General features: G+C 68.2%; 22 protein-coding genes. 11 read left to right on the forward strand and 11 right to left on the reverse strand.

Features of this window, described 5'->3' with window-relative positions; translation table 11 throughout:
* Positions 1-64 precede the first annotated feature (64 nt).
* The gene (locus ACQ66R_RS22245) at positions 65-2,191 is read left to right on the forward strand and encodes a matrixin family metalloprotease (protein ID WP_430426385.1); all 2,127 of its coding nucleotides are present in this window, start codon (positions 65-67) and stop codon (positions 2,189-2,191) included.
* Here ACQ66R_RS22245 and ACQ66R_RS22250 read toward each other — a convergent pair.
* Complete coding sequence (locus ACQ66R_RS22250) at positions 2,188-3,372, reverse strand: DUF418 domain-containing protein (RefSeq protein ID WP_430425654.1); 1,185 nt, start codon at positions 3,370-3,372, stop codon at positions 2,188-2,190. The two genes, ACQ66R_RS22245 and ACQ66R_RS22250, sit on opposite strands and share 4 nt — an antisense overlap.
* 107 nt (positions 3,373-3,479) lie before the next feature.
* On the opposite strand from ACQ66R_RS22250, the gene ACQ66R_RS22255 reads away from it, so the two are divergent.
* The 7 genes from ACQ66R_RS22255 (at position 3,480) to ACQ66R_RS22285 (ending at position 10,928) form a co-directional block, all read left to right on the forward strand.
* Complete coding sequence (locus ACQ66R_RS22255; protein WP_430425656.1) at positions 3,480-4,172, forward strand: TetR family transcriptional regulator; 693 nt, start codon at positions 3,480-3,482, stop codon at positions 4,170-4,172.
* A gap of 179 nt (positions 4,173-4,351) precedes the next feature.
* Entirely contained in the window at positions 4,352-6,577 is a 2,226-nt protein-coding gene (locus ACQ66R_RS22260; RefSeq protein WP_430425658.1) for a TonB-dependent receptor, read from the forward strand.
* A gap of 59 nt (positions 6,578-6,636) precedes the next feature.
* On the forward strand, positions 6,637-7,869 hold the full coding sequence (locus ACQ66R_RS22265) for a spinster family MFS transporter (RefSeq protein ID WP_430425660.1): 1,233 nt from the start codon (positions 6,637-6,639) through the stop codon (positions 7,867-7,869).
* Positions 7,870-8,539: 670 nt separating this feature from the next.
* Positions 8,540-8,734, forward strand: a complete 195-nt coding sequence (locus ACQ66R_RS22270; protein ID WP_430425662.1) for a hypothetical protein — start codon at positions 8,540-8,542, stop codon at positions 8,732-8,734.
* Positions 8,735-8,899: 165 nt separating this feature from the next.
* Positions 8,900-9,130: a hypothetical protein gene (locus ACQ66R_RS22275; protein ID WP_430425664.1), complete on the forward strand. Its 231-nt coding sequence runs from the start codon at positions 8,900-8,902 to the stop codon at positions 9,128-9,130.
* Positions 9,131-9,221: 91 nt separating this feature from the next.
* Positions 9,222-9,605, forward strand: coding sequence for a helix-turn-helix domain-containing protein (locus ACQ66R_RS22280; protein WP_430425666.1), 384 nt, complete (start codon positions 9,222-9,224; stop codon positions 9,603-9,605).
* Positions 9,606-9,608: 3 nt separating this feature from the next.
* Complete coding sequence (locus ACQ66R_RS22285) at positions 9,609-10,928, forward strand: M20/M25/M40 family metallo-hydrolase (RefSeq protein ID WP_430425668.1); 1,320 nt, start codon at positions 9,609-9,611, stop codon at positions 10,926-10,928.
* Here ACQ66R_RS22285 and ACQ66R_RS22290 read toward each other — a convergent pair.
* The 4 genes from ACQ66R_RS22290 to ACQ66R_RS22305 form a co-directional block, all read right to left on the reverse strand.
* Positions 10,925-11,626: a methyltransferase family protein gene (locus tag ACQ66R_RS22290; RefSeq protein WP_430425669.1), complete on the reverse strand. Its 702-nt coding sequence runs from the start codon at positions 11,624-11,626 to the stop codon at positions 10,925-10,927. The genes ACQ66R_RS22285 and ACQ66R_RS22290 overlap by 4 nt on opposite strands.
* Positions 11,627-11,657: 31 nt before the next feature.
* Positions 11,658-13,292, reverse strand: coding sequence for an AMP-binding protein (locus tag ACQ66R_RS22295; protein WP_430425671.1), 1,635 nt, complete (start codon positions 13,290-13,292; stop codon positions 11,658-11,660).
* 97 nt (positions 13,293-13,389) lie between these two features.
* Positions 13,390-13,851, reverse strand: coding sequence for an Lrp/AsnC family transcriptional regulator (locus ACQ66R_RS22300; RefSeq protein WP_430425672.1), 462 nt, complete (start codon positions 13,849-13,851; stop codon positions 13,390-13,392).
* Positions 13,852-13,908: 57 nt separating this feature from the next.
* The gene (locus tag ACQ66R_RS22305) at positions 13,909-14,745 is read right to left on the reverse strand and encodes an enoyl-CoA hydratase (protein WP_430425674.1); all 837 of its coding nucleotides are present in this window, start codon (positions 14,743-14,745) and stop codon (positions 13,909-13,911) included.
* Between the two features lie 166 nt (positions 14,746-14,911).
* On the opposite strand from ACQ66R_RS22305, the gene ACQ66R_RS22310 reads away from it, so the two are divergent.
* From ACQ66R_RS22310 to ACQ66R_RS22320, 3 genes are all read left to right on the forward strand, one after another.
* The gene (locus tag ACQ66R_RS22310; protein ID WP_430425676.1) at positions 14,912-15,559 is read left to right on the forward strand and encodes a dienelactone hydrolase family protein; all 648 of its coding nucleotides are present in this window, start codon (positions 14,912-14,914) and stop codon (positions 15,557-15,559) included.
* Positions 15,560-15,672: 113 nt separating this feature from the next.
* A complete protein-coding gene (locus ACQ66R_RS22315) occupies positions 15,673-15,933 on the forward strand; it encodes an SWIB/MDM2 domain-containing protein (protein ID WP_293363592.1) in 261 nt (86 codons plus the stop codon).
* 243 nt (positions 15,934-16,176) lie between these two features.
* The gene (locus ACQ66R_RS22320) at positions 16,177-16,914 is read left to right on the forward strand and encodes a sugar phosphate nucleotidyltransferase (RefSeq protein ID WP_430425678.1); all 738 of its coding nucleotides are present in this window, start codon (positions 16,177-16,179) and stop codon (positions 16,912-16,914) included.
* Between the two features lie 4 nt (positions 16,915-16,918).
* Here the strand turns inward: ACQ66R_RS22320 and ACQ66R_RS22325 are convergent, their stop codons facing one another.
* The 6 genes from ACQ66R_RS22325 to ACQ66R_RS22350 all read right to left on the reverse strand — a co-directional run bounded on the left by ACQ66R_RS22325 (position 16,919) and on the right by ACQ66R_RS22350 (position 22,506).
* Complete coding sequence (locus ACQ66R_RS22325) at positions 16,919-17,671, reverse strand: nucleotidyltransferase family protein (RefSeq protein WP_430425680.1); 753 nt, start codon at positions 17,669-17,671, stop codon at positions 16,919-16,921.
* The gene (locus ACQ66R_RS22330) at positions 17,668-18,801 is read right to left on the reverse strand and encodes a dATP pyrophosphohydrolase (RefSeq protein WP_430425682.1); all 1,134 of its coding nucleotides are present in this window, start codon (positions 18,799-18,801) and stop codon (positions 17,668-17,670) included. The genes ACQ66R_RS22325 and ACQ66R_RS22330 overlap by 4 nt, the downstream gene beginning before the upstream one ends.
* Positions 18,802-18,803: 2 nt before the next feature.
* The gene (locus tag ACQ66R_RS22335; RefSeq protein ID WP_430425684.1) at positions 18,804-19,862 is read right to left on the reverse strand and encodes an LptF/LptG family permease; all 1,059 of its coding nucleotides are present in this window, start codon (positions 19,860-19,862) and stop codon (positions 18,804-18,806) included.
* The gene (locus ACQ66R_RS22340) at positions 19,859-21,046 is read right to left on the reverse strand and encodes an LptF/LptG family permease (protein ID WP_430425686.1); all 1,188 of its coding nucleotides are present in this window, start codon (positions 21,044-21,046) and stop codon (positions 19,859-19,861) included. Before ACQ66R_RS22340 ends, ACQ66R_RS22335 begins: the two co-directional genes overlap by 4 nt.
* A 37-nt stretch (positions 21,047-21,083) precedes the next feature.
* Positions 21,084-21,518, reverse strand: coding sequence for an HIT family protein (locus ACQ66R_RS22345; protein ID WP_430425688.1), 435 nt, complete (start codon positions 21,516-21,518; stop codon positions 21,084-21,086).
* A 364-nt stretch (positions 21,519-21,882) separates the two neighbouring features.
* On the reverse strand, positions 21,883-22,506 hold the full coding sequence (locus ACQ66R_RS22350; protein WP_430425689.1) for a hypothetical protein: 624 nt from the start codon (positions 22,504-22,506) through the stop codon (positions 21,883-21,885).
* Positions 22,507-22,667 lie beyond the last annotated feature (161 nt).

The raw sequence follows: 22,667 nt of genomic DNA on the forward strand, positions 1-22,667 counted from the left end.
GAGGCCGGTCGCGCGGGGCGTCGCGCGCCCGCGCAGGTATTGGGGATGGGCGCGCTTGCCGACGGTGACCACGTTTGACGCGCTGATCTCCGGGATCAGCTGGAACGGCGTGGGCGTGGCCGGCCGGCCCGTGTTCGTCACCTATTCCTTCGACGCCACGTTCTCATCGGCGTTCACCAGCAGCTTCTCGGCCGCCTTCCTGAGCAGCTTTCAGGCGTTCACGCCGGCCGACCAGGACGTGGCGCGCCAGGCGCTCAGCGCATGGGCTGACGTAAGCGGACTGACCCTCATCGAAGTCCCGGCGGGGATGGGCGACATCCGGTTCGGCGTCTACGACTTTCGCTTCGGCCCCGAGAGCATCCAGGACAGCGCGGCGTTCGCCTACAATCCCTACGTCCTGAACCTGCCCGATGGCGCCTGGGAGGAGGACTTCGGCGGGGACGTCTTCGTCGATCTCGGCCAGGTGAACTTCGATATCCTGGTGCATGAAATCGGCCACGCGCTGGGGCTCAAGCATCCTTTCGAAGGTGAGCCGACGCTGGAGACCGCGATCGACGACCTCGTCCATACGGTGATGACCTACAATCCCGTGGGCGGCCCGGCGACGGCGCTGGGCAGCCTGGACGTGCTGGCCATCCAGCATCTCTACGGTCTGCAGTCGGCCGACGGGACCCAGGCGCAGAGCTGGTCGTGGGACGCTCCATCGCTGACGCTGACTCAGTCGGGCGGCGCCGGCGACGATACGCTGGCCGGCGTGGCGGTGAACGACCGGATCCGGGCGGGCGCCGGGTCGGACTACGTCATGGCGCGCGCCGGCGCAGATCGCCTCGACGGCGAGGAGGGCGCCGACACGATGGCCGGCGGGGCGGGCGACGACACGCTGAACGGCGGCGCCGGGAACGACATCCTCGACGGCGACAACGACAACGACACCATGTTGGGCGGCGCCGGCGACGACGAGCTGTGGGGCATGGCCGGGGCTGACACGCTGGATGGCGGCGAGGGCGACGACTACGTCAGTGGCGGTTCGGGCGTGAACCGTCTGTTTGGTGGCGCCGGCAGCGACACGCTGACCATCTCGGCCGGGACCAGCTTCGTGGACGGCGGGGAGGGCTACGACGAGCTCTGGTACTTCGCCGCTGGGCCCGGGCTCACCACCTACGCGACCCTGACAGCCGGGGGCGGGACCTACGCCAACATCGAGGCCATCGCGCTGTACGGCGGCCAGGGCCTCGACACGATGGTCGGCGGCGATCTGATCGACTTCCTGATGGGCTACGCCGGCGCCGACTCCCTATCGGGCGGCGGGGGCGGCGACGAACTCTATGGCGACACCGGGAACGACACCCTGTCGGGCGGAGACAGCTCCGATCTGCTGGATGGCTCGGCCGGCGACGACGTGATCCTGCCCGGCGAGGGGGCGGATGAGATCTGGGGCGGCAGCGGGATCGACACGGTCGACTACTCCGGCGAATTGTCGAGCATAGAGGTCACGATCAACGGGGCCCGCGCCACCGCCGGGCAGACCGAAACCATGAACGGCGTCGAGAACCTGATCGGCTCTGCGTTCGCGGACAACCTCACAGGCGACGCGGGCGACAACCGCCTGTTCGGCGGGGGCGGCAATGATACGGTCCGCGGTGGCGACGGCGCGAACTACCTGCGCGGCGACGATGGGGCCGACAGCCTGGGTGGCGGGATCGGCTTCGACGACATCAACGGCAACGTCGGTGACGACACCGCCTCCGGCGGGGCTGGCGACGACTGGGTGGTGGGCGGCAAGGATCGCGACCTGCTGTTCGGCGACGACGGGAACGACCTCGTCTACGGCAACCTGGGCGCGGACACCTGTGAGGGCGGATCGGGGAACGACACCCTGCGCGGCGGTCAGCAGGACGATGTGCTGCTGGGCGGGTCGGGCGACGATTTCCTGTCGGGCGATCGCGACAACGACACCCTGACCGGAGGGGCCGGGGCCGACGTCTTCCATACCTTCGCCGAGGCTGGCGTCGACCGCGTCACCGACTTCAGCGCGTCGCAGGGCGACCGCGTGATGCTGGTCGCGGGCACGCAGTACACGCTGGCTCAGGTCGGCGCCGACACCGTCATCAGCATGAACGGCGGCGGCCAGCTGATTTTGGTGGGCGTGCAGATGAACACGCTCACCGCCGGCTGGATCTTCGGGGCCTAGGCGCTCGCGGAGGCCGGCTTCCGCTTCACGAACGGCTGGCGCTTCCACTGCACCAGAGAGCGCCAGACCCACTCGAACGGGCCGTACTGGAAGCGCGCCAGCCAGGGCTGGCTCCAGGCCAGGATGAAGGCCCAGACGCCCGCCACCACCCACAGCTGCTGGGCGCGCGACAGCTCGCCGTAGAGGCCCAGGCCATAGCCGCAGAACACCAGGCTCGTGATGATCGAGGTCATCAGATAGTTGCTGAACGCCATGCGCCCGGCCGCCGCCAGTCGGTTGATGAGCCACGTCAGGGCGCCCGCCCGGATCACCAGCAGCAGCGCCGCAGCATGCGCCAGCGCGATGAGCGGACGGCCAATCTGCTGCCACACCTCGTTCTCGTGCAGCACCTTCGCGTCGAAGCAGCTCTGGACGATGCCGTAGGCCAGCCAGGCCGTGAACGGCGCCGCCAGCAGGTAGCCGACGACGACGGTCAGGGCATAGGCGCGGCTGGACCATCCCAGGGTGAAGAAGCCTGTTCGGAACAGCGCCATGCCCAGGAACATCTGGCCGATCGCCTCCGGGATCGTGTCGAACGGATGGATGACGAGGTAGAACAGCACCAGCATGTTCAGCCGCGCCTGCGTCGCCTCCACGAAGCCGCCGCTGAAGCCCTTGAGCTCAGCTTCCTTGGCGCCGGGAGGGACCGACAGGATCTCGTGGCTCATGGCGTTCTTGGCCAGCAGCGCCGCCAGGATCGTCACGCCGATCGCCACTTGCACCCGCGGGCTCAGCTTGCGGAACGGGAACACCAGGACGCCCGCGATCGCGTAGGGGACAAGGATGTCGCCGAACCAGAAGAAGACAGCGTGGATCAGCCCGATCAGCAGCAGCCAGAGCATGCGGCGATAGTGGGTGGCGGCTGGGCTGAGGCCGGATCCCGCCTCGGCGCGATCGGCGATCAGCACCATCGAGGCGCCGAACAGCATCGTGAACAGCGCCCGCATCTTGCCGTCGGTCAGCACGTTGTTGACGGCCCAGGTCCACATGTCGGCGCCCGTCGAGCCGCCGGCGTAGGTGGGGTCGAGGTAGGCGAACGAGGGCAGGCCCATGCCCACGATGTTCATCAGCAGGATGCCCAGCACCGCGAAGCCGCGGACGGCGTCGATGGAGAGGTGCCGTTCGGCGCTCGCGCTGGTCATCCGATTCCCCCGTCCGCCGTCAGATCCGCAACTCTGGTCCAGGCCCGCGCGCTGTCAACGCGGGCGAACAATGCTAGCGATGCGCCGGCGGCAAGGTGGAGAGACGGTTGGCCCGGGCGGACGGACAGGCAGGGGGCGCGCTGCGCGGGCGGCGTCCGAAGGGGCAGGGCCCCGACCTGCGCCAGTCTATCCTGGACGCGGCCGAGGCGCTGTTCTCGCGCCACGGCTTCTACGGCGTCACCGTCCGCCAGGTGGCCTCCGAGGCCGGCGTCGATACCGCGCTCATCCACTACTATTTCGGCGCGAAGCGCGAGCTGTTCGACAGCGTGTTCGCCCGCCGCGCCGAGATCCTCAACGACGAGCGGGTGGCGGCCATGCAGGCCTACGCCGACGCCCACGTCGGAGCCATGACGCCTGAGGGGATCATCGGGGCGTTCATCGACCCCTTGATCCAGCGCTCGATGACCAATGACGAGGGCTGGACCAACTACTTCCGGCTGGTGGCGTTGGTGAACAACACCCCGGCCTGGGGCGGCGAGACCATGCATCGCTTCTTCGATCCTGTGGTCCATCAGCTGGTCGACATGCTGAAGATCGCGCTGCCGGGCGCCGAGATGCGCGACCTCTACTGGGGCTATCAGTTCCTCACCGGGGCGATGATGCTGACCCTGTCCGAGACCGGACGCATCGACCAGCTGTCGGACGGTCTGTGCCGGTCGACCGACCTGGAGGCGGTGCGGGACCGGCTTTACGCCTGGTGTGCGGCCGGCCTGACCGAGGTGGTGCGCCGCCGGCACTGAACGGGCAGGGCGGAAACTGTGCCATAAATTCATCACTTACTTAAAATGTGCGCGACCCAGGCATCAGCCCCCTGGCGGATCGCGCGCGCTTGGCTCACAACGGCCTCCAATTCACTGGTCAGTGAAAATGTGCGGCGCCGCTCCAGCCATCGGGGCAGGTCGGCGCTGGGAGGAAGAACATGAAAAGCTTCGTGAAAGCCGCCCTCCTTGCGGGCGCCGCCTGGTCCGTCGTCCCCACGCTCGCGTTCGCCCAGGCCGCCGAAGAGGGCTCCGGTGTCGAAGAGGTGGTGGTCACCGCCCGCCGCCGTGAGGAGAGCCTGAAGGACGTGCCGGTCGCCGTGACCGCCGTGACCGGCGAACGTCTGGCCGCCACCGGCGCGGTCGACATCACCACCCTGCAGCAGACCACGCCCAACCTCACCGTCCAGGTGGCGCGCGGTTCGAACTCGACGCTGATCTCGTTCATCCGCGGCGTCGGCCAGCAGGACCCGCTGTGGGGCTTCGAGCCCGGCGTCGGCCTCTACATCGACGACGTCTATGTGGCGCGTCCGCAGGCCGCCGTGCTCGACATCTTCGACGTCCAGCGCCTGGAAGTGCTGCGCGGTCCGCAAGGCACGCTCTACGGCCGCAACACCATCGGCGGCGCGATCAAGTACGTGACCGGCAAGATCGAGGGCGACCCGCAGTTCAAGATCAAGGGCGCTTACGGCTCGTACGACCAGAGGGATCTCGTCGCCTCGGCGAAGGGCCAGGTCACCGACTGGCTGGGCCTGGGCCTGACGTGGGCCACGTTCAATCGCGATGGTTTCGGCAAGAATCTGACGACCGGCGCCGAGCACTACGACAAGGACGTGGTCGCCGCCCGCGCCACCGTCGAGGTCACCCCGTCCGAGAGCCTGTTCTTCCGCCTGTCGGGGGACATCGTCACCGACCGCTCGAACCCGCGTCACGGCCACCGCGAGGTTCCGGCCCTGAACGCCCTGGGCCAGCCGATCGCCGGCGGCGAGGTGCTGTCGGACATCTACGACACCCGCGCCGGCGCCGGTGACAAGAACAAGGTCGAGGCCCGCGGCGTGTCGCTGCTGGGCGAGTGGAAGGCCAGCGACACGCTGACCTTCAAGTCGATCACGGCCTACCGCGCCGGCGAGACCGAGGGCGTCATCGATTTCGACACCCTGCCGGCGGCGATCCTGGACATCCCGGCACGCTACAACGACCACCAGTTCACCCAGGAATTCCAGCTGCTCTACACGAGCGACCGGATCCAGGGCGTGTTCGGCCTGTACTACCTGAACGCCACGGCGGCGGGCGCCTTCGACACCGTGCTGAGCCAGGCCAATCTGTCGATCGCCACCGCCGGCGCCGTCGACACCAAGAGCTATTCGGCCTTCGCCGACGTGAGCTACGACGTGACCGACCGCCTCTCGATCTCGCTGGGCGGCCGCTACACCAAGGACAAGAAGACCGGGCAGGTCTATCGCCAGAACTTCACCGGCCTGAAGAGCCCGCTGTTCGGCAACCGCCTGGCCGTTCCCGGCCTGATCCGCTCGAACTTTGTCAGCTCCGACACCTACGAGCGGTTCACTCCGCGCGTCAGTGTGAAGTACGACATCACCGACGACGTGAACGGCTATGTGTCGTTCAGCCAGGGCTTCAAGTCGGGCGGCTTCGACATGCGCGCCGACGCGATCCTGACGCCCACCTCGGTCAATGGCTACGACCCCGAGAAGGTCGACAGCTACGAGGGTGGCCTGAAGGGCTACTTCTTCGATCGACGCCTGTCGCTGAACACCGCGGTCTTCTACTCGAAGTACAAGGACCAGCAGATCACCCAGCAGACCCCTGTGGGCGCATCGATCGCCTCGCAGGTGCTGAATGTCGGCAGGAGCCACATCTACGGCGCCGAGTTCGAGGGCCAGGCCAACTTCACCGATAGCCTCTTCGCCAACTTCTCGCTGGGCTACACCAAGGCCGAGTTCGACGAGTACCGGGCGCTGGACCTGACCCGCACTCCGCCGGTGGTGCGCGACTTCGCCGACGAGCGGGTCTTCCAGAACACGCCGAAGTGGAACGGCTCGGTCAGCCTGACCTACAAGGCCGACCTGGGCGACAGCGGCTCGATCGCCTTCATCCCGTCGGCGTCCTACCGCTCGTCGTTCAACATGTTCGAAGTCCCCTCGCGCCTCGACCAGGATAGCTACTGGCTGCTGGACGCCAGCGTGGTCTGGACGTCCTCCGACGACCGCTACCGCGTCGGCCTGCACGGCAAGAACCTGGGCGATGAGGAGTACCGCATCGGCGGCTACAACTTCCCGCAGTCGGCCGGCGTCCTCTTCGGCAACTCGGTCAACGCCTACTATGGCCCGCCGCGCACCGTGAGCCTCACGGTCGAAGCGAAGTTCTGACATAGCGAGACGCCCGGATCCCACGGAGCCGGGCGTCTTTCGTTTTGCGGGTGGCCTCAATGACCCAGCGCTACCGGATCGTCGTGCTGGCGGTCCTGATCCTCGCCTACACCTTCAACTTCCTGGACCGGCAGATCCTGGGGATCCTGGCTGGGTCGATCAAGAAGGACCTGGGCCTGACCGACAGCCAGTTGGGCCTGATGGGCGGGCTGGCGTTCGCGCTGTTCTACACTGGCCTGGGCGTGCCTATCGCCGCGCTGGCCGACCGCTCCAGCCGCACCTGGATCATGACCGGGGCGCTGACGATGTGGAGCGGCTTCACCGCCCTCTGTGGCCTGGCGACGGGGTTCTGGCAGCTGTTCCTCTGCCGGATGGGCGTCGGCGTCGGCGAGGCTGGCGGCGTGGCCCCGGCCTATTCGCTGATCAGCGACTACTTCCCCAAGGAACAGCGGGCGAGGGCGCTGGCGGCCTACTCGTTCGGCATCCCCATCGGCTCAGCCCTGGGCATCCTGTTCGGTGGGCTGATCGCAGCCACGATAGACTGGCGGGCCGCCTTCATCATCGTGGGTCTGGCCGGCGTGCTGCTGGCGCCGATCTTCCGGCTGGTCGTGAAGGAGCCGCCGCGCGAGACCCCCGTCGCCGCTCCCACGCCGGTCGTGGTCGGCCTGCGCGCGCTGCTCGCCAAGCCCAGCTTCTGGCTGATCTCGCTGGGCGCGGCCGCCTCGTCGGTCTGTGGCTATGGCGTCGCGTTCTGGCTGCCCAGCTTCTTCGAGCGCAGCCTGGGCATGGGCCTCGTGGACCGGTCGCTGTTCCTGGGCTCGATGACCCTGGTGGGCGGCGTCATCGGCGTCTGGGCCGGCGGCGTGCTGGGCGACCGGCTGGGGCGCGCGCGGCCGGCGGCCTACCTGCTCGTGCCGGCCGCGGCGTTCCTGCTCGCGTTGCCGTGCTTCGTTCTCGCGGTGCAGGCCCAGTCGCTGGCGGTGGCCTTCGCGCTGTTCCTGATCCCGACCGGACTGAACCTGGTGTGGCTCGGCCCCGTGATCACGGCGGTCCAGCACCTTGTCCCGGCCGCCCAACGCTCGACCGCCTCGGCCTGCTTCCTGTTCGTCAACAACCTGATCGGGCTTGGCCTTGGCACCTGGTACTTCGGCGCGGTGTCGGACGTGCTCACCCCGCGCTTCGGGGCCGAGGCGCTGCGCTACGCCATCTACTCAGGTCTGGGCTTCTATGTCGTGAGTGCGGCCCTGTTCGCGCTCGCCGCCCGCGGCCTGAAGCGAGACTGGGTCGCCTGATCCATCACTACGCTGCGATGCAACAGACGGCGCCGTAACGGCATCTCCCTCGGTGAGGGCGGAATGACACCGGTTTCCGAAAAATTCTCGCGGCGATGATATTTTTCACTTGCGTGCAGTGCAGCAAAGGCTCATTAGTGGCCTTGCCCTTTTGGGCGTTTCCTCCCTAATGAACTGCCGCGCCTTCGGGCGCGGCTTTTTTTTAGACCGGTTTGGCCTCGCCATCCTGCCTGCGGGCAGCCCGCGCGAACCGGTCGAGGACGTCGGCTCGGCGGCGGCCGGGCCCACGGCGATATAGAGCCGGTCGCGCAGGTGGATGACCCTTCGATCTAGGTGGCCTTCGCTATAGCCCTTGGAGAACTCCCTACGCAGTCGATGGCGGCGGCGATCTGCTTGCGACATCGGCCCGATACTCGCGAGAGAGGCATGTGGGGCGCGTCTAAAGGTTGAGTCGGGCGTCTTGCCGGCTGTTGGGCTGTAAGGGCTTGTTTCTATGTCCAATTCGAATCCGCCGACGCGGAACGCCCGGACGTCACTGATGGGCCTGCCCGCTCGGTAAGGGCGTTCTCAGGCGCGTCTGGCAGGCTTTGAGCACCACCTAACTACCCGAAATGGGGTGTGGACAACCCTCGCGAGCGAGCCGTTTGAGGGCCGCTGCGAGCCGGCGGGCATGGGCGCGATCCATCTCGTCGTCGCGAAATCCCGACGACAGTTGATCCGCCAGTTGGATCAGTTCGACGGCGTCGCCGCCGGGTGCGAAAACGCGCGCGACGAGCCTCGCCTCCCGGAGGAGATCCGAGAGGATTTCGGCGTTGCAAGCCTGCAGCATGACCGTGTCGAAGTCGACGATTTCGCAGGCCCGTGAGGGCCTTTCAGCGTGGTGATCGGAGTTCATTGGCTGCGGTTAACCCTCTGATCGTCCGAGAGTTCCGGCCCCATTGCGACGAATGATCGCTGTTACCCCAGCCGCTCGCTGCGGTTGCTTGCAATCCCCCAGGTGATGGTCGAGTTTGCGACAAAAGGGGGCCAGATGATTCAGGACGAGGAGCACGGCAAAAGGCTGGCCCAGAACCTGGTGGAGCTGCTGGCGCCCTATGAAGAGGAATTGATCCTCCTCGAACGCGAAGCCCCGGTCTTTGCTTCACTGCGACGGGCTGTGGGCATCGCAATGGCGGAGGCTTGTTACGTCATCTCCGACCTACCCTCGCCGCAGGCAAACCTGGTGCCGCCGGCGGACGGTCTATCAAACCAGGAGCAGTAGGCGTTAAACCCCCCAAAGTACCGCGTTCCCCCCAAGTGCGAGCTACCCAAAAAACAACAACCTGCCCCCCGCTAAGAAGACAAGAGCACCCATGGCCAATAAACCTGAAGCCGCTGCCGACCCTGTCGATGTTGCGGTAGGCGCGCGGATCCGGCTGTTGCGAAAGGTACGGGGCCTTTCACAGCAAGCCCTCGCCGAAGCCGCCGGCGTCACCTTCCAGCAGATCCAGAAGTACGAACGCGGCGCCAATCGCGTCTCTGCGTCGATGCTGACCCGCATCGCCAAGACTCTGAACGTGCCGGTCGCCGAGATGTTCGGCGAAGCGTCGGCGTCCAGCGGCGCGGTGGACGAGGTCGCCGCCCTCCTGGCCGAGCCGGGGGCGCTGGAACTTCTCAAGGCTTACGCGGGCCTGCCCCGTGGCGTCTCCCGCTCGGCTCTCGTAGAGTTCGTGAGAAGTCTCCGCCAACCGAGCTGATCTATGCGTCATCGAGTTCCGGGCGCGGCTGTTCTGGCCGCGCTTACGCTTTGCGTTCCCGCCGTCGCGGCCCCCAGGGACGCCGCCGAGGCGAAGATGGTCGCCGCCGTCGAGGCCGACCACGCCCGTAACGTCAAGCTGCTCGAGACGCTGGTCCTGGTGAACTCCGGCACCATGAACCTGGCCGGCGTCGAACAGGTCGGCCGCATGCTGACGCCGGAGTTCGAGCAGCTGGGCTTCACGGTCCGCTGGGTTCCGATGGCCAAGGTGGGCCGGGCCGGGCACCTGATCGCCACCCACAAGGGGAACGGCAAGGGCAAGCGCATGCTGCTGATCGGCCACCTCGACACGGTGTTCGAACCCGACAGCCCCTTCCAGGGCTGGAAGCGCACGGGCGACATTGTGGAAGGGCCCGGCGTCGGGGACATGAAGGGCGGCGACGTCGTGATCGTGGCCGCGCTGCGCGCCATGCATGCCGCCGGCACGCTCAAGACCGCCGACATCACGGTCGTACTCACAGGTGACGAAGAGAAGCCGGGCGAGCCGCTGGCCGACGCCCGCGCCGACCTGATCGCTGCGGCCAAGGTCAGCGACGTGGCGCTCGACTTCGAGGGCCTTTCGCAGAGCGGCGGCCAGGACATCGGCTCGATCGCGCGTCGCTCCTCGACGTCTTGGACGATCACCGCGACGGCGAAGTCCGGGCACTCGTCCGGGGTCTGCAAGCCGTCGGCGGGTTGTGGGGCGATCTACGAGCTGGCGCGCATCGTCGATGCGTTCCGCGTCGAACTGCCCGAGCCCAATCTGACCTACAACGTCGGCCTCATCGTGGGCGGGACGTCGGCCGAGCTGAACGCCGGCGACACCGGGGGCGGCGCGACCGGCAAGCCCAACGTCATCGCGGCGCAGGCCATCGCTCGCGGCGATATCCGCACCCTGTCGCCCGAGCAGGAAGAACGCGTGCGCGCCAAGATGCAGGCCATCGTCGGCCGTCATCTGGACAAGGCGCAAGCAGAGCTCGAGTTCTCGGACGACGGCTATCCGCCTATGGCCCCGACCGAGGGCAACAAGGCGCTGCTGTCCAAGCTGAATGAGGTCAACGCGACGCTGGGTCTGCCGCAGATGCCGGCGGGCGACCCGGCCAACCGCGGCGCGGGCGACATCTCGTTCGTGGCCTTCATCGACGGTCTGGTCGGCATGGGCATGGCCGGGGAGGGCAGCCACGCGCCCGGGGAGACCGCCGACCTCAAGAGCCTCGATCGCCAGGCCAAGCGCGCCGCGCTGCTGATGACCCGGCTGTCGAAGGAGTCGCGTCCGAAGCGTTAGAGGACGTAGGGGATCAGCCGCCCCCGCACCCGGCGCGCATAGTCGGCATAGGCCGGCAGGCTCTGGCGCAGGTAAGCCTCTTCCATTCGGATCCGCCATAGGGTGGCGGCGAGCTGCGCCACGGTCGCCAGCGCCGCCGCCGTGCTGCCCAGCCAGAGCGCGCCGCCCGCGAACAGCATGAGGTTTCCCGCATAGAGCGGATGGCGGACCAAGGCGTAGACGCCGCTGTCGATCACCTGCTGGCCAGCCTGGTCATGGATGGTGGGGGCCGCAAACTGGTTTTGCCAGACGGCGGCATAGGCGACCGTGACGCCGGCGAGCGCGGTGACCAGGCCCAGCCCTGCGACCCAACCGGGCGGTGGCGGAAGAAATTGAAAGGCGAAGGTGTCTAGAGGGATGAAGACTAGCCAGGACACCAGCAACACGAAGTAGGCCGACAACGCGATCACATCGAGCAGGGGCTGCCGCTTCGCCTTGTCGGCGACGAGCCCCTGTTGGCGCACCTCGAAGCTGGCGGGCCGGTATACGGCCATCGCCACCTGGGCGCCGATGACGACCGTCGACAGCAGGCCGAGGAACACCAGCGCCTGGGGCCATATCCACGACCCGCCGGAGACGAGGCCCGCCGGCGCAAGCAAGAGCACCGCCACCGGAACCAGGAACGTAAGCGCCGAGCGCAAGCCTCTCAGAGCACGCATCCGCGACCCCATCGCCACGTCGGCGACGAAACTACGCCGCGACTCCCAGCGCCGCCAGAGCGCGCTCCTTGATGGCCTTGTAGTCCACCTTGCCGTTGGGGGCGCGGCCGATGCTGTCCACCAGCACCAGCTCGCGGGGCGCCTTGTAGCCGGCCAGCTGCGACTGGACGAAGGCCGAGAGCTCGGCCAGCGTCGGTTGGGCGTCGGCTTCGGGCTCCACCACGGCGCAGATGCGCTCGCCGAAGCGGGGATCGGCCACGCCCACGACCACCGCATCGCGGACCGAGGCGTGGCGCTTGAGCGCTTCCTCGACTTCTTCGGGGAAGACCTTCTCGCCGCCGGTGTTGATGCAGACTGAGCCGCGACCCAGCAGCTTCAGCGTGCCGTCGGTGTTCACCTCGGCCCAGTCGCCGGGCACGCTCCAGCGCACGCCTTCCATGACCTTGAAGGTCTTGGCCGACTTCTCCTCGTCCTTGTAGTAGCCCATGGGCAGGAAGCCGCTGACGGCCACCAGCCCGCGCTCGCCCGAGCCGGGTTCGACGCGCTTGCCGTCCTCGGTGAAGACCGCGGTGTTCGGGCCCAGCATGAAGGCCGCGGTCTGCGCCTCGGCGCCCGCCGCCGAGGCCGAGGCGCCCAGTCCCACCGCCTCGGACGAGCCGAAGCTGTCGGCGATCATGGCCTGCGGGATGTGGCGGAGCAGGCCCTTCTTGTTCTCGTAGCTCCACATCGAGCCCGACGAGCTCATCGAGCGGACACTGGAAAGGTCCCAGCCGCCCGGGTTGGCGTCCAACGCTTCCAGCATGGGCGTCGAGAAGGCCAGGCCCACGATGACGATGTTGGTGATCTTCAGCCGCTGGACCTCGTTCCAGAGCTCGATCGCATTGAACTTGCGGGACGGCAGGACGCAGACCGTGCCGCCGCCGTTCAGCGAGATGAAGGACGAGAACTGCCCGGTGCCGTGCATCAGCGGCGCGCACGTCATCATGGTGGCGCGCAGGTGCTCGGGCCCGTGGATCCTCTCGATCAGCTCGGGGATCGAGGTGGCCGGGGGGATGCCCAGCGCCGCGTTGCCGCCGGCGCCCAGCACCTGGAACAGGTCGTCCTGGCGCCACATCACGCCCTTGGGCATGCCGGTAGTGCCGCCGGTATAGAGCAGCAGCAGGTCGTCGCCCGACCGGCCCCATGGCGCGCGCACGGGACGCTGGGCGGGGACCTTCGCCACGACGGCGTCGTAGTCGTCGGCCCAGGCGGGGACCGGGTGGCCCGGCTCGGCGACGGCCACCCAGGCCTTCACCTTGGGCAGCTGGGGCCGGATCTTCTCAAGCAGCTCGGTGAAGCCGGCGTGGAAGACCACCGCCTCGGCATCGGCGTTGTCGAAGAGGTAGCGCACCTCCTCAGGGCCATAGCGATAGTTGGTGTTGACCGGCGCGAACCCGCCTTTGAACGCGGCGAAGTAGCTCTCGAGGTACTCGGGACCGTTGTAGAGATAGCCCGCCACCTTGGCCTGATGGCCCATGCCCCTGGCGATGAAGTGGGCGGCGAGCGCGTCGGAGCGGGCGTCGAACTCGGCCCAGCTGATCACTCGGTCGGCCTGGATCAGGGCCGGCCTCTCGGGCTGACTCGCCGCGATGGCCTCCCACACGTTCGCCAGGGTCCAAGCCATCATCACGCCTCCCACTCAAGTCTTGTCGTTTGGACGAAAGTGGAGGCCTGCCGCGGGGGTAAGTCAAACGGCGGCTGGTTTCAGGCCCGCAATGCGCGGATCAGACGGGCAGGGCGGTGGTATATTTGATCTGCTCCATCGCGAACGCCGACGAGACATCCGACAGCGGCACAGCCGCGATCAGGCGCTTGTAGAAGGCGTCGTAGGCGGCGATGTCCTTCACCAGCACCTTCAGCAGATAGTCGGTGTCGCCCGACAGCCGGTAGAACTCGACCACCTCGGGCATCGACGCGGCCCCCTTGGCGAAGGCGTCCAGCCATTCGGCGTCGTGGCGGCTGGTGCGCACGGAAACGAACACGACCAGGCCCAGGTCCAGCTTCTCTCGCGCCAGCAGGGCGACGCGCCGCGTGATGACCCCGGCGTCGGTCAGCCGCTTCACCCGCTTCCAGCAGGGGGTCTGCGACAGGCCCACGTGCAGAGCCAGGTCGGCGATCGGCACGGTCGCGTCGCGCTGCAGCTCGCGCAGGATGCGGCGATCGATGGGGTCCAGAACGATTTCCATAGGTGAGCCCCTCCGTGGAGAATGGAATTCTACAGAGCGGCAGGGCCGTGACCAGACCTATGTCTTGCGGCGCACCTGCAGGCCACTGGGGTCCACGGGCACGCCGTGCACCACCACGTTGTGGGTGTGGGCCAGTTGATGCAGCGCGAACGCGGTGGTCATGGCGCCCACGCGCCCCTGAGCGTCCTCGGCGGCGTTCACCGCTTCCTTTGCCAGTTTCAGGGCGAACAGGGGCTTGGCGGCGATCCGGATCGCCAGCGCCAGCGTGAACGCAGCCAGCTCATCGGCTGGCACGAGATGGTTCACCATGCCCAGGGCCTTGGCATCCTGCGCGGTCAGCCAGTCGGCGGTGAACAGCAGCTCCTTCGCCTTGCGCGGCCCCAGTTCCCAAGGGTGGGCGAAGTACTCTACGCCGCCCACGCCCATTCCGACGGTGTTGTCGCAGAAGGCGGCGTCATCGCTGGCCACGATCAGGTCGCAGGGCCAGGCCAGCATCAGTCCGCCCGAGATGCACTTGCCCTGCACCTGGGCGATGGTGGGCTTGGGGATGTTGCGCCACCGCTCCGACAGGCCGAGGTAGATCTCCTTCTCCCGCGCCATCCGGCCCTCGGCGCCCGCGCATCCGAACCCGCACCAGGTTCCAACCACGTCAAACGGCGACATCTGCTCGGCGATCGAGCCGCCCTCGCGCAGGTCGTGGCCGGACGAGAAATGCGGCCCGGCGGCGGCCAGGATGATCACCTTCACCTCGTCGTCCCGCGCGGCGCGGTCGAAAGCGTCGTTCAGTGCATAGAGCAGGCTTGTGTCCTGGGCGTTGCGGCTCTCGGGCCGGTTCAGGACGATGCGGACGATGTGGTCGGCGGGCGTCTCGTACAGGATCGGTGTGTCGGACATGGTCGCGGCCCTCCCTTTTGCCCCGACGCTAGGCCCTTGCCTCTAGGGAGCGCTAGTGCCCGGCGACGCGGCCAAGAAGGCGGCTGAGCCGCGGGGCCAGCAAATCTGAAACCGATGCCAGACTTTGCCGTTATTCCTATAAAATAAGTAGGAATAAGATGTGGGCATGCTTGAAGCCCGCATCGAGATCGAGCTGGAAGACGGCGCCGTTGACGCCTTCGTCGCCTGTCCCGCCACCCCTGGCCGCAAGGCGCCGATTCTGCTGCTGCCAGACCGCCGCGGCCTGTCGGCGGACGTGGAGACGACCGCCCGACGGCTATCCGCCCACAGCTATTTTGTGCTCGCGCCCGATTTGTCGCAGCGGCCGGCGGAGGATCGGCGGGACGCCGCATCGGCATGTCTCGACCATCTGGCGGACGAGCGGCGGGTCGATGACGCCCGGGTCGGCCTGCTGGGGTTCGGGTCGGGCGCAAACCTTGCGGTCAGCCTCGCGGCGGCCCGGGCCGAGCGGATCGCCGCTGTCGGCGCCTATGGCGGGCGGGGCCTTGGACCGCGGACGGCCCGCGAAATCGCTAACCGAATCAATGGAGTGGTGCGGATCGGCTATGCCGTGGGACAATCGCCGCCGCGACTGGGCATCCTTGAGGGTGCGCTCTGCGAAGCCGGCGTCGACTTCGACATCGAAGTCTATCGCGAACAGCCGGACTGGCCGGGACTGCTGGACTTCTTCGCCCGAACGCTGGCCGCGCCGACTGCCGCGACGGCGCCCCGGGATGGAGCGAAGCGGCGCGGCTTACAACCCTTAGGCGCCTGAGATGACTTATCTTCAGTAGCGCGAGGCGTGCGCCGCGTTAGGATGCGTCAAGCGACTCAGCCCTGGCGACCCCCGCCAGGAAGTCGCGCCAACATCACTAGCTGGGGGAGCCCATGGCCACTGGTAAGAACACGAACGCCCTGCAGAAGCCGCTGACGCCCTCAGCCGAACTGGCCGCTGTCGTCGGCGCGGGCCAGCTTTCGCGCGGCGAAACCGTGTCGAAGATCTGGGAATACATCAAGAAGAACAACCTGCAGAATCCCGCCAACAAGCGCGAGATCCTGGCCGACGCCAAGCTGAAGCCGGTCTTCGACGGCAAGGACAAGGTCAGCATGTTCGAAATGAACAAGCATCTGGCGAAGCATCTGAAGTAGGACTTAAGCCTTGGCGCCTCGGGCGCCAGGCGCCGGTTCTTGGTTGAGAACGGAAGACCCCGCGGGCCGCTCGCCTCGCGGGGTCTTTTCGTAGTCGGGTCTATCGCAATTCGTCACCGTTCGTGACCCGCGCGCGTCTTCACTTTCGGGTCAGAGCCGGAGATAAGGGCCGACCCGCGCGACCCGGCAAAGAAGCCTTCAGCCCGAACGCCTTCACCCAGAACGCCTTCCACGGACGCCTTCGTGACCCCTCCCACCCGAGCCATCATCCTCGCCGCCGGCCAGGGCAAGCGCCTGCTGCCGCTGACCGAGGCCCGGCCGAAATGCCTGATCGAGCTGTCGGGCCGCTCGCTGCTGGCCTGGCAGCTGCTGCGCTTGCAGGCCGCCGGGGTCGAGGAGGCGGTGATCGTCACCGGCTTCCGGGCCGACGCGGTCGAAGCCGAGGTCGCCGCGCTGCAGCTGACGATGCCCGTGCGGCTCGAGTTCAACCCATTCTACACCGTCTCGGACAACACCGCCTCGTGCTGGATCGTGCGCCGCGAGTTCGACCGCCAGGTGCTGGTGCTGAACGGCGACACCCTGTTCGGCCCCGGCGTGGCCGAAAAGCTGATCGCCGCGCCGCCGGCCGAGATCACCGTCACGATCGACCGCAAGCCCGCCTACGACGCCGACGACATGAAGGTGTTGACCGAGAACGGCCGCCTGGTCGCCATCGGCAAGACCATCGACGCCTACGACGCCGAGAGCATCGGCTTCCTGCGCTTCTCGGCAGAGGGCGCCGCCAAGTTCCGGGACGGCGTCGAGAAGGTGCTGCAGACGCCCGAGGGCCTGCGGCGCTGGTACCTGTCGGTCATCGACGAACTGGCCCGCTCGGGCGTCGATGTGAAGGTCGCCTCGATTGAGGGGCTGGAGTGGGGCGAGATGGACTTCCCCCAGGATGTCGACAACCTGACCCGGCTCTCCTCGGGCTGGAGCCTGTAGCGGACTAGGGCCGCCTGACGATCTCGCGCACCAGGTCCAGGTCGGCGGGCTTGTCGACGTCGACCGAGGCCAGGCCGTAGGGCGTCACCACGATCGCGGCGCGGACGCCGGCCACTTCGCCCAGGCGCTGGGCGGCCGCGCGCAGGGCCAGCTGGCGCGTTATGAACCGCAGCAGCATTCGGGGGCCCAGGATCCAGGCCATCCGCCAGGGCCGCTTGCGCTCGGCCTCGACGCGTTTCCAGAGGTCGAGGATGCCGAGCGCGCGCTCGTTGGCGAGCCAGAACAGGTTGCAGCCCGACCAGTGGCCGTCGGCCAGCTTCAGCCAGGTGCGCTTGGTGTTGGGCGCGGCGGCTTCGACCGTGTTGCGCTTGGCCACCAGCACGGCCACGTCGGCGTCGCCGGGAAGCTCGGAGATGAAGCGCTGGATCCAGACCGATTGGAGCAGGGCGTGGTCGGCGGTGGTGACGAGCAGGGGCGTGCCCAACTGCTGCGCGGCGCGCTCGACGCTGAGGCTGGGGCCGGCGGCCTCGTCCAGGGCCTGGGCGCCCAGGCGGGCGATCTCGGCGCGGACCTCGGGATGGCTGGAGATCACGGCGACCTCGCTCGCGCCGGCGGCCCGGACGGCGGTCACCACACGGGCCAGCAATGTCTCGCCGTCAAGCTGGATCAACGCCTTGTGGGCGACGCCGGCGTACTCCGCGACGGGATCGGCGCCGCCCCGCGATCCCGCGAGGACCAGCGCCTTGAACCCCGTCACAGCGCCTTCTCGTAGACGCGATAGGTCTTGTAGACCTTGGCCCCGCCGGCGTCGCAGATGCGGCGCATGGCCGTGTTGTCCTCGAGGATCCACGACAGCTCGTAGCGTTCGTAGCCCTGCTTGCGGGCGGCCTGGGCCACCGCGTCGATCAGCTGGAAGGGCAGGAGCTGGCCGCGCATCGTTCCGGCGAACTTTCGCTTCACGCCCATGAGCGGCACGCGCCCTGTCTTGGGCCCTTTCACCTTCAGGCGCCAGAGCAGCTTGGCCCAGCCGAACGGGAAGAGCTTGCCGCCCAGGTCGGCGATCGCCTCGTTGATGTTGGGCAACAGGATCATGAAGCCCGCCGCCTCGCCGTCGATCTCGGCGAAGTAGGCCAGCCGCGGATCGAGCAGCAGCTTCATGTTGTTGGCCAGCGCCTGGGTCTCGGCGGCGGTGGTGGGCGTGAACCCCCAGTTGTTGGACCAGGCGTCGTTGAGGATGCCGGTGAGGGTGCGGACCTCCTCGTCCAGCCGCTTCATCTCCAGAGTCCGCAGGACCACGCCGTCGGGCGCAGGCTTGCGCACCCGGCGCAGGATGGGGCCGGGCAGGTCGTCGGCGACGCTGCAGGTGTAGGCGAAGATGTCCTTGGCCTTGGCGTAGCCCTGGCCCTCGATCCGCGCCGGTATGTGGCGCGCGTCGTGGCCCATCATGAACATCGGCGGGGTGTCGTGCCCGTCGACCAGCAGGCCCACTTCCTCATTGGTGGAAAGGTTCACCGGGCCCTGGACGATCTTGCATCCGCGGTCCTTCAGCCACGCCTCGGCCGTGGCGAAGAGGGCGGCGAACACCTCGGGATCGTCCTCGGCGGCGATCATGCCGAAGTGGCCGACGCCGTCGTTAGCGGTGGGGTTCAGGTGATCGATCTGGGCGCTGATGCGGCCCACGTCGCGGCCGTCCTTCACCGCCAGCCAGAACTGGACGTCGGCGTGCTCGAAGAACGGGTTGCCCTTGGCGGTCAGCGCTTCGCCGCGTTCGAACATCAGCGGCGCGACGTAGTTGGGCTCGCGCGCACCGACCCGCATGGCGACGCGGATAAAGCGATCTAGGCCCGCCTTGCCCTCGACCGGCACGATGGAGACGCCCCCCGGCATCGTCAGCCTTCCAGATAGAGCAGGACGGTCACCGCCATGGCGGCGAACATGGCGGGCGCGGCCCAGGCGGCCAGGATCGGCGGCGCGGCCCCGTTCTCGCCCAGGGCGGTGAACGCGCCGTCGAAGACCAGGAACAGCAGTCCGGCGGCCAGGCACTGGACGATCAGAGTGGCGCCTCCGCCCCGGAAGTTGGCCATCGCCGCGGGCGCCGTCAGCAGCAGCATGACGATGCATGCGACGGGCGCGGCCCAGGCCCGTTGCAGCTGGGTGTCGTAGAAGGTGCGGGGCCTGACCGACAGCCCGCCCGCCAGCGCCCGGCTGGCCTCGGCCGGCGTGACCGAGGTCTCGCCCATGGCCAGGGTGCGGATATCGGTGGGCGTCAGCTTCGCGGTCCAGTCCTGGGAACGGGCGGCGCCCTCGGCGATGCTGTCACCGCCCAGGCTTTCAAAGCGGGGCTCGATAAGCCGCCAGCGCTCGTTCTCGAACACGGCCGCCTGGGCCGTGGTGCGCTGGGTCAGGCGGCCGGCCTGGTCGCGGCGATAGATCGTCACCTTCTCCAGGCTGCGGCCGTCAGGGTCGCGGGGCACGGCGACCACGATCTCATCGCCGACGCGGAAGGTGACCGGGTCGACGATCATGGCGGGATCCTTGGGCGTGGACGCCTGCCACCATTCGCCAAGCCGCGCGTCGGTCCTGGGCGCGATGACGATGACGATAGCGAGCTGGGCCAGGGCGATGAGCACGGCGGCCGGGAGCGCCATCAGAGTGAGCCGATAGGCCGAGATGCCGGTCGAACGCATGGCGGTGACCGCGCTTTCGCCGGCCAGCTTGCCGAAGGCGAAGAGGCCGCCGGCCAGCACGGCCAGCGGCGCGGCCTGTTCGATCAGCCGGGGCAGGCGCAGCAGGGCATAGTAACCCACGCCGGCGGCGCCCAGGTCGCGTTCGAGGATGTCGGTGGTGACGTCCAGGAGGTCGAGGATCTGCAGGATGCCGACCAGGACCAGCAGCGCGGTCAGGATCCGAGTCGCCATCAGCTTGAGGAGATAGCTCGAAAGGGTCATGCGGCGGCGCCGGTGGCGGCCTTGCGCGGGCGCATGCGGGCCATGACGGCCGAGATATGCTCCATGGCCAGCCCGATGGGTGTCTCGCCCGGCCGCTTGCGGCTGGTGAAGAAGACCAGGAAGCAGATGGCGGCGAAGCCCAGGAAGGGCGCACCAACCGCCAGGCTCGCGGGCACGCGGCCGGTCTCGGCCAGGCCCTGGCCCAGCTGGACCAGATGGTGGAACGCCAGCAGCAGGATGCCGCCCACTATGGCCCCGGGCGCGCGGCCACTGCGCTTGGCGGCCATCCCCAGCGGCACCGCCAGCAGGGGCAGCAGCATCAGACCGAACGCGCGCGCCAGGCGGCCGTAGAGTTCGCCCTTCAGCGTCTCCTTGGGCAGGGTCGAGCGGTTGGAGCTGGCCTGGTTCCAGAGCTCGAACAGCGTAAGCTCGCGCTCATCGCCGCCGCGGGCCCGCAGGAGCTTGGCGGGGCCGGTCATCGGCAGCTGCATCGTGAACGAGTCGAACCGCAGCACCTGGGGATGACCCTCGGCGTTGAAGCGCAGTTGCTGGCCGTTCTGCAGCTCGAGCCTGACGTTGGCGTTGTCGGCGGTCCGGCGGATCTCGGCCATGCTGGCGGTGGTGACCTCCTCGCGGCCTTTCTCGTCGATCCGGCGGATGAATATACGCTCCAGCCGCTGGCCGGCGGGGTCGGCCGCGTCAGTGGTGACGGTAAGGTCTTTCGAGGGGATCAGGATCGTCTCGGCGGGCACCAGGCCGTTCCAGCCGGCGTTCTGGGCGGTGTGCAGGACGGCGCGGTAGGCGTAGCGGCTGTAGGGCTGCAGGAAGCCGAAGACCAGCAGGCTGACGGCCGTGAGCGCCGCGGCCAGGCATAGGTAGGGCGCGGCCAGCCGGGTCAGCGAGACGCCGGCGGCCAGCAGGGCGTCCACCTCGGACGACTGGTTCATCCGGTTCACCACCACCACAAGCGCCAGGAAGAAGGCGGCGGGCAGGGTGAGGCCGACGTAGTGCGGCACGAGGTTTACGGCCAGCTGGGCCACGAAGCCGAAGCGGTCGGACGAGGCGGCCAGCATGTCGAGCAGACGCAGGGTGCGCTCCAGCAGGAGCGCGATGAGGGTCACCCCGGTCGCGCCCACCATGGGCCAGAAGGCCAGGCGGAGCAGGTAGCGATCGATGAGACTCAAGCGGTCCCCCCAAGGACGCCCGGGATGGACGGGGCGGTCATGCCCGCCAGCGGGCGGCGAATTCGGCGGCCATCGCCTTGGCCTCCTCCTCGCTCAGTGCGACGTGAGACGCAAGCTGCGGCTGGCCCGGCCAGCCCGCATCCGCGAAGGTGTGGCCGCCATGCCGCCGTTCGCCCTCGTAACGGGGCAGCACATGGAAGTGCACGTCGGGGTCGACCATCATCAGCATCAGGTAGTTGATGCGCTCGTAGGCGACAGTGTGGCGGAGCAGGGCCTCGATGCCGTCGACGGCGGTCTTCAGGTCGGCGAAGGCGCCGGCCGACAGGTCGGAGAAGGCCTTCGCGTCCTCCTTGCAGACCAGCACCAGCGATCCGTAAGTCGGCTGCTGGGGCCGCACGAGCACGAGCCAGTGGGGCGTTTCCGCCACCAGGGTGTCAGGGAAGCCAAACTTGCGGGCCGTCGGGTTGGTCACGGGTTGTCCATGGGAATCCGCGGCCGCGCCGCGCTGCCATCATAGGGAGGCGGCCCCCGGCGTGAAAGGGCGAAGGGGCGGCACGCGGTCAGGTCTCTCGCGCCGCAGGCGCCGTTGGATTGAACCACGGCTTTCACGGATTTCACGGATGGGCGGCCGTGCCGGGTGCAGCCGCCGGGCTTGGTCTGACAATCCGTGAAATCGGTGCAATCCGTGGTTTGAAGACGGCTTCGCCAGAACCACGAAATACACGAAATACACGAACGGGCATGGGGCGGCCCGCGGGCGGCGGGAGCCGGCTCGCTTTCGTGTATTTCGTGTATTTCGTGGTTTGAATTGAGGGCGCTTCGCGCAGGCTCGGCCGTCAGCCGGAGTTGGGCCAGGGGGGCGGGGCGCGGGGGCCGGGTCTTGGCGGCGCGGCGGAGCCCAGGAGCTTGTGGCGGGTCGCGGTTTGCGGCGGGCGGGCCAGGACGGCGACGCCGGTTGGTCTTGAGGGGCTTGGTTCGGGCGATAGCGGCTCGCTCTTTGCCTCCGCCAGGAGGCCCTCGAGGGTCGGCAGGAGGCGGGCGGCGTCGGGGGGCAGGCGATCTTCGAGGCGGGCCGCGTCCCGGGCGACGACGCCCAGGGTGCTCAGGAACTTCGGCAGGCTGACGGGCTCGTAGTCGCGGTCGCGCTCCCGCTCCAGTTCCGGGCGCTCGCCGCGTTCGACAGGCTCATGCTCCGCCGGCTCCCGCTCGGGAGTCTCGGCGCGCTCCTGGACGAGGGCAGGCGCCGCCTTCGGCGGGGCGCGCAGGGTCCGGCAGAGGCGGATGCCCATGCGCAGCGCGAACGTGCACTTGGTGAACCCCTCGACAAGCTGGAGGCTGTGTCGGGTATCCGGTTCGGCCTGCCCCGCAGCGGCGAGCGTCTTCGCGAGCCCATAGGCGCAGTCGACCAGCCCCTCCAGCATCTGGAGCTCACGCGCGTTGCGGGCGGCCTCGGTCGACATGAGAACAAAAATAGAACATAAAGATTGGAAGGTCAAGACGTCCCGGCGCATCCCCCTTCGAACGTCATCCCGCGACTTGTTCGCGGGACCCATGGTTCAGCGGCTTCCGCGCCTAGCGGCGGGCAGCCCCACGGCGCCTCCTCCCACCGCCTCGCGGCGGA

This window comes from Phenylobacterium sp. (genome assembly GCF_965284355.1).
Taxonomy (GTDB): domain Bacteria; phylum Pseudomonadota; class Alphaproteobacteria; order Caulobacterales; family Caulobacteraceae; genus Phenylobacterium.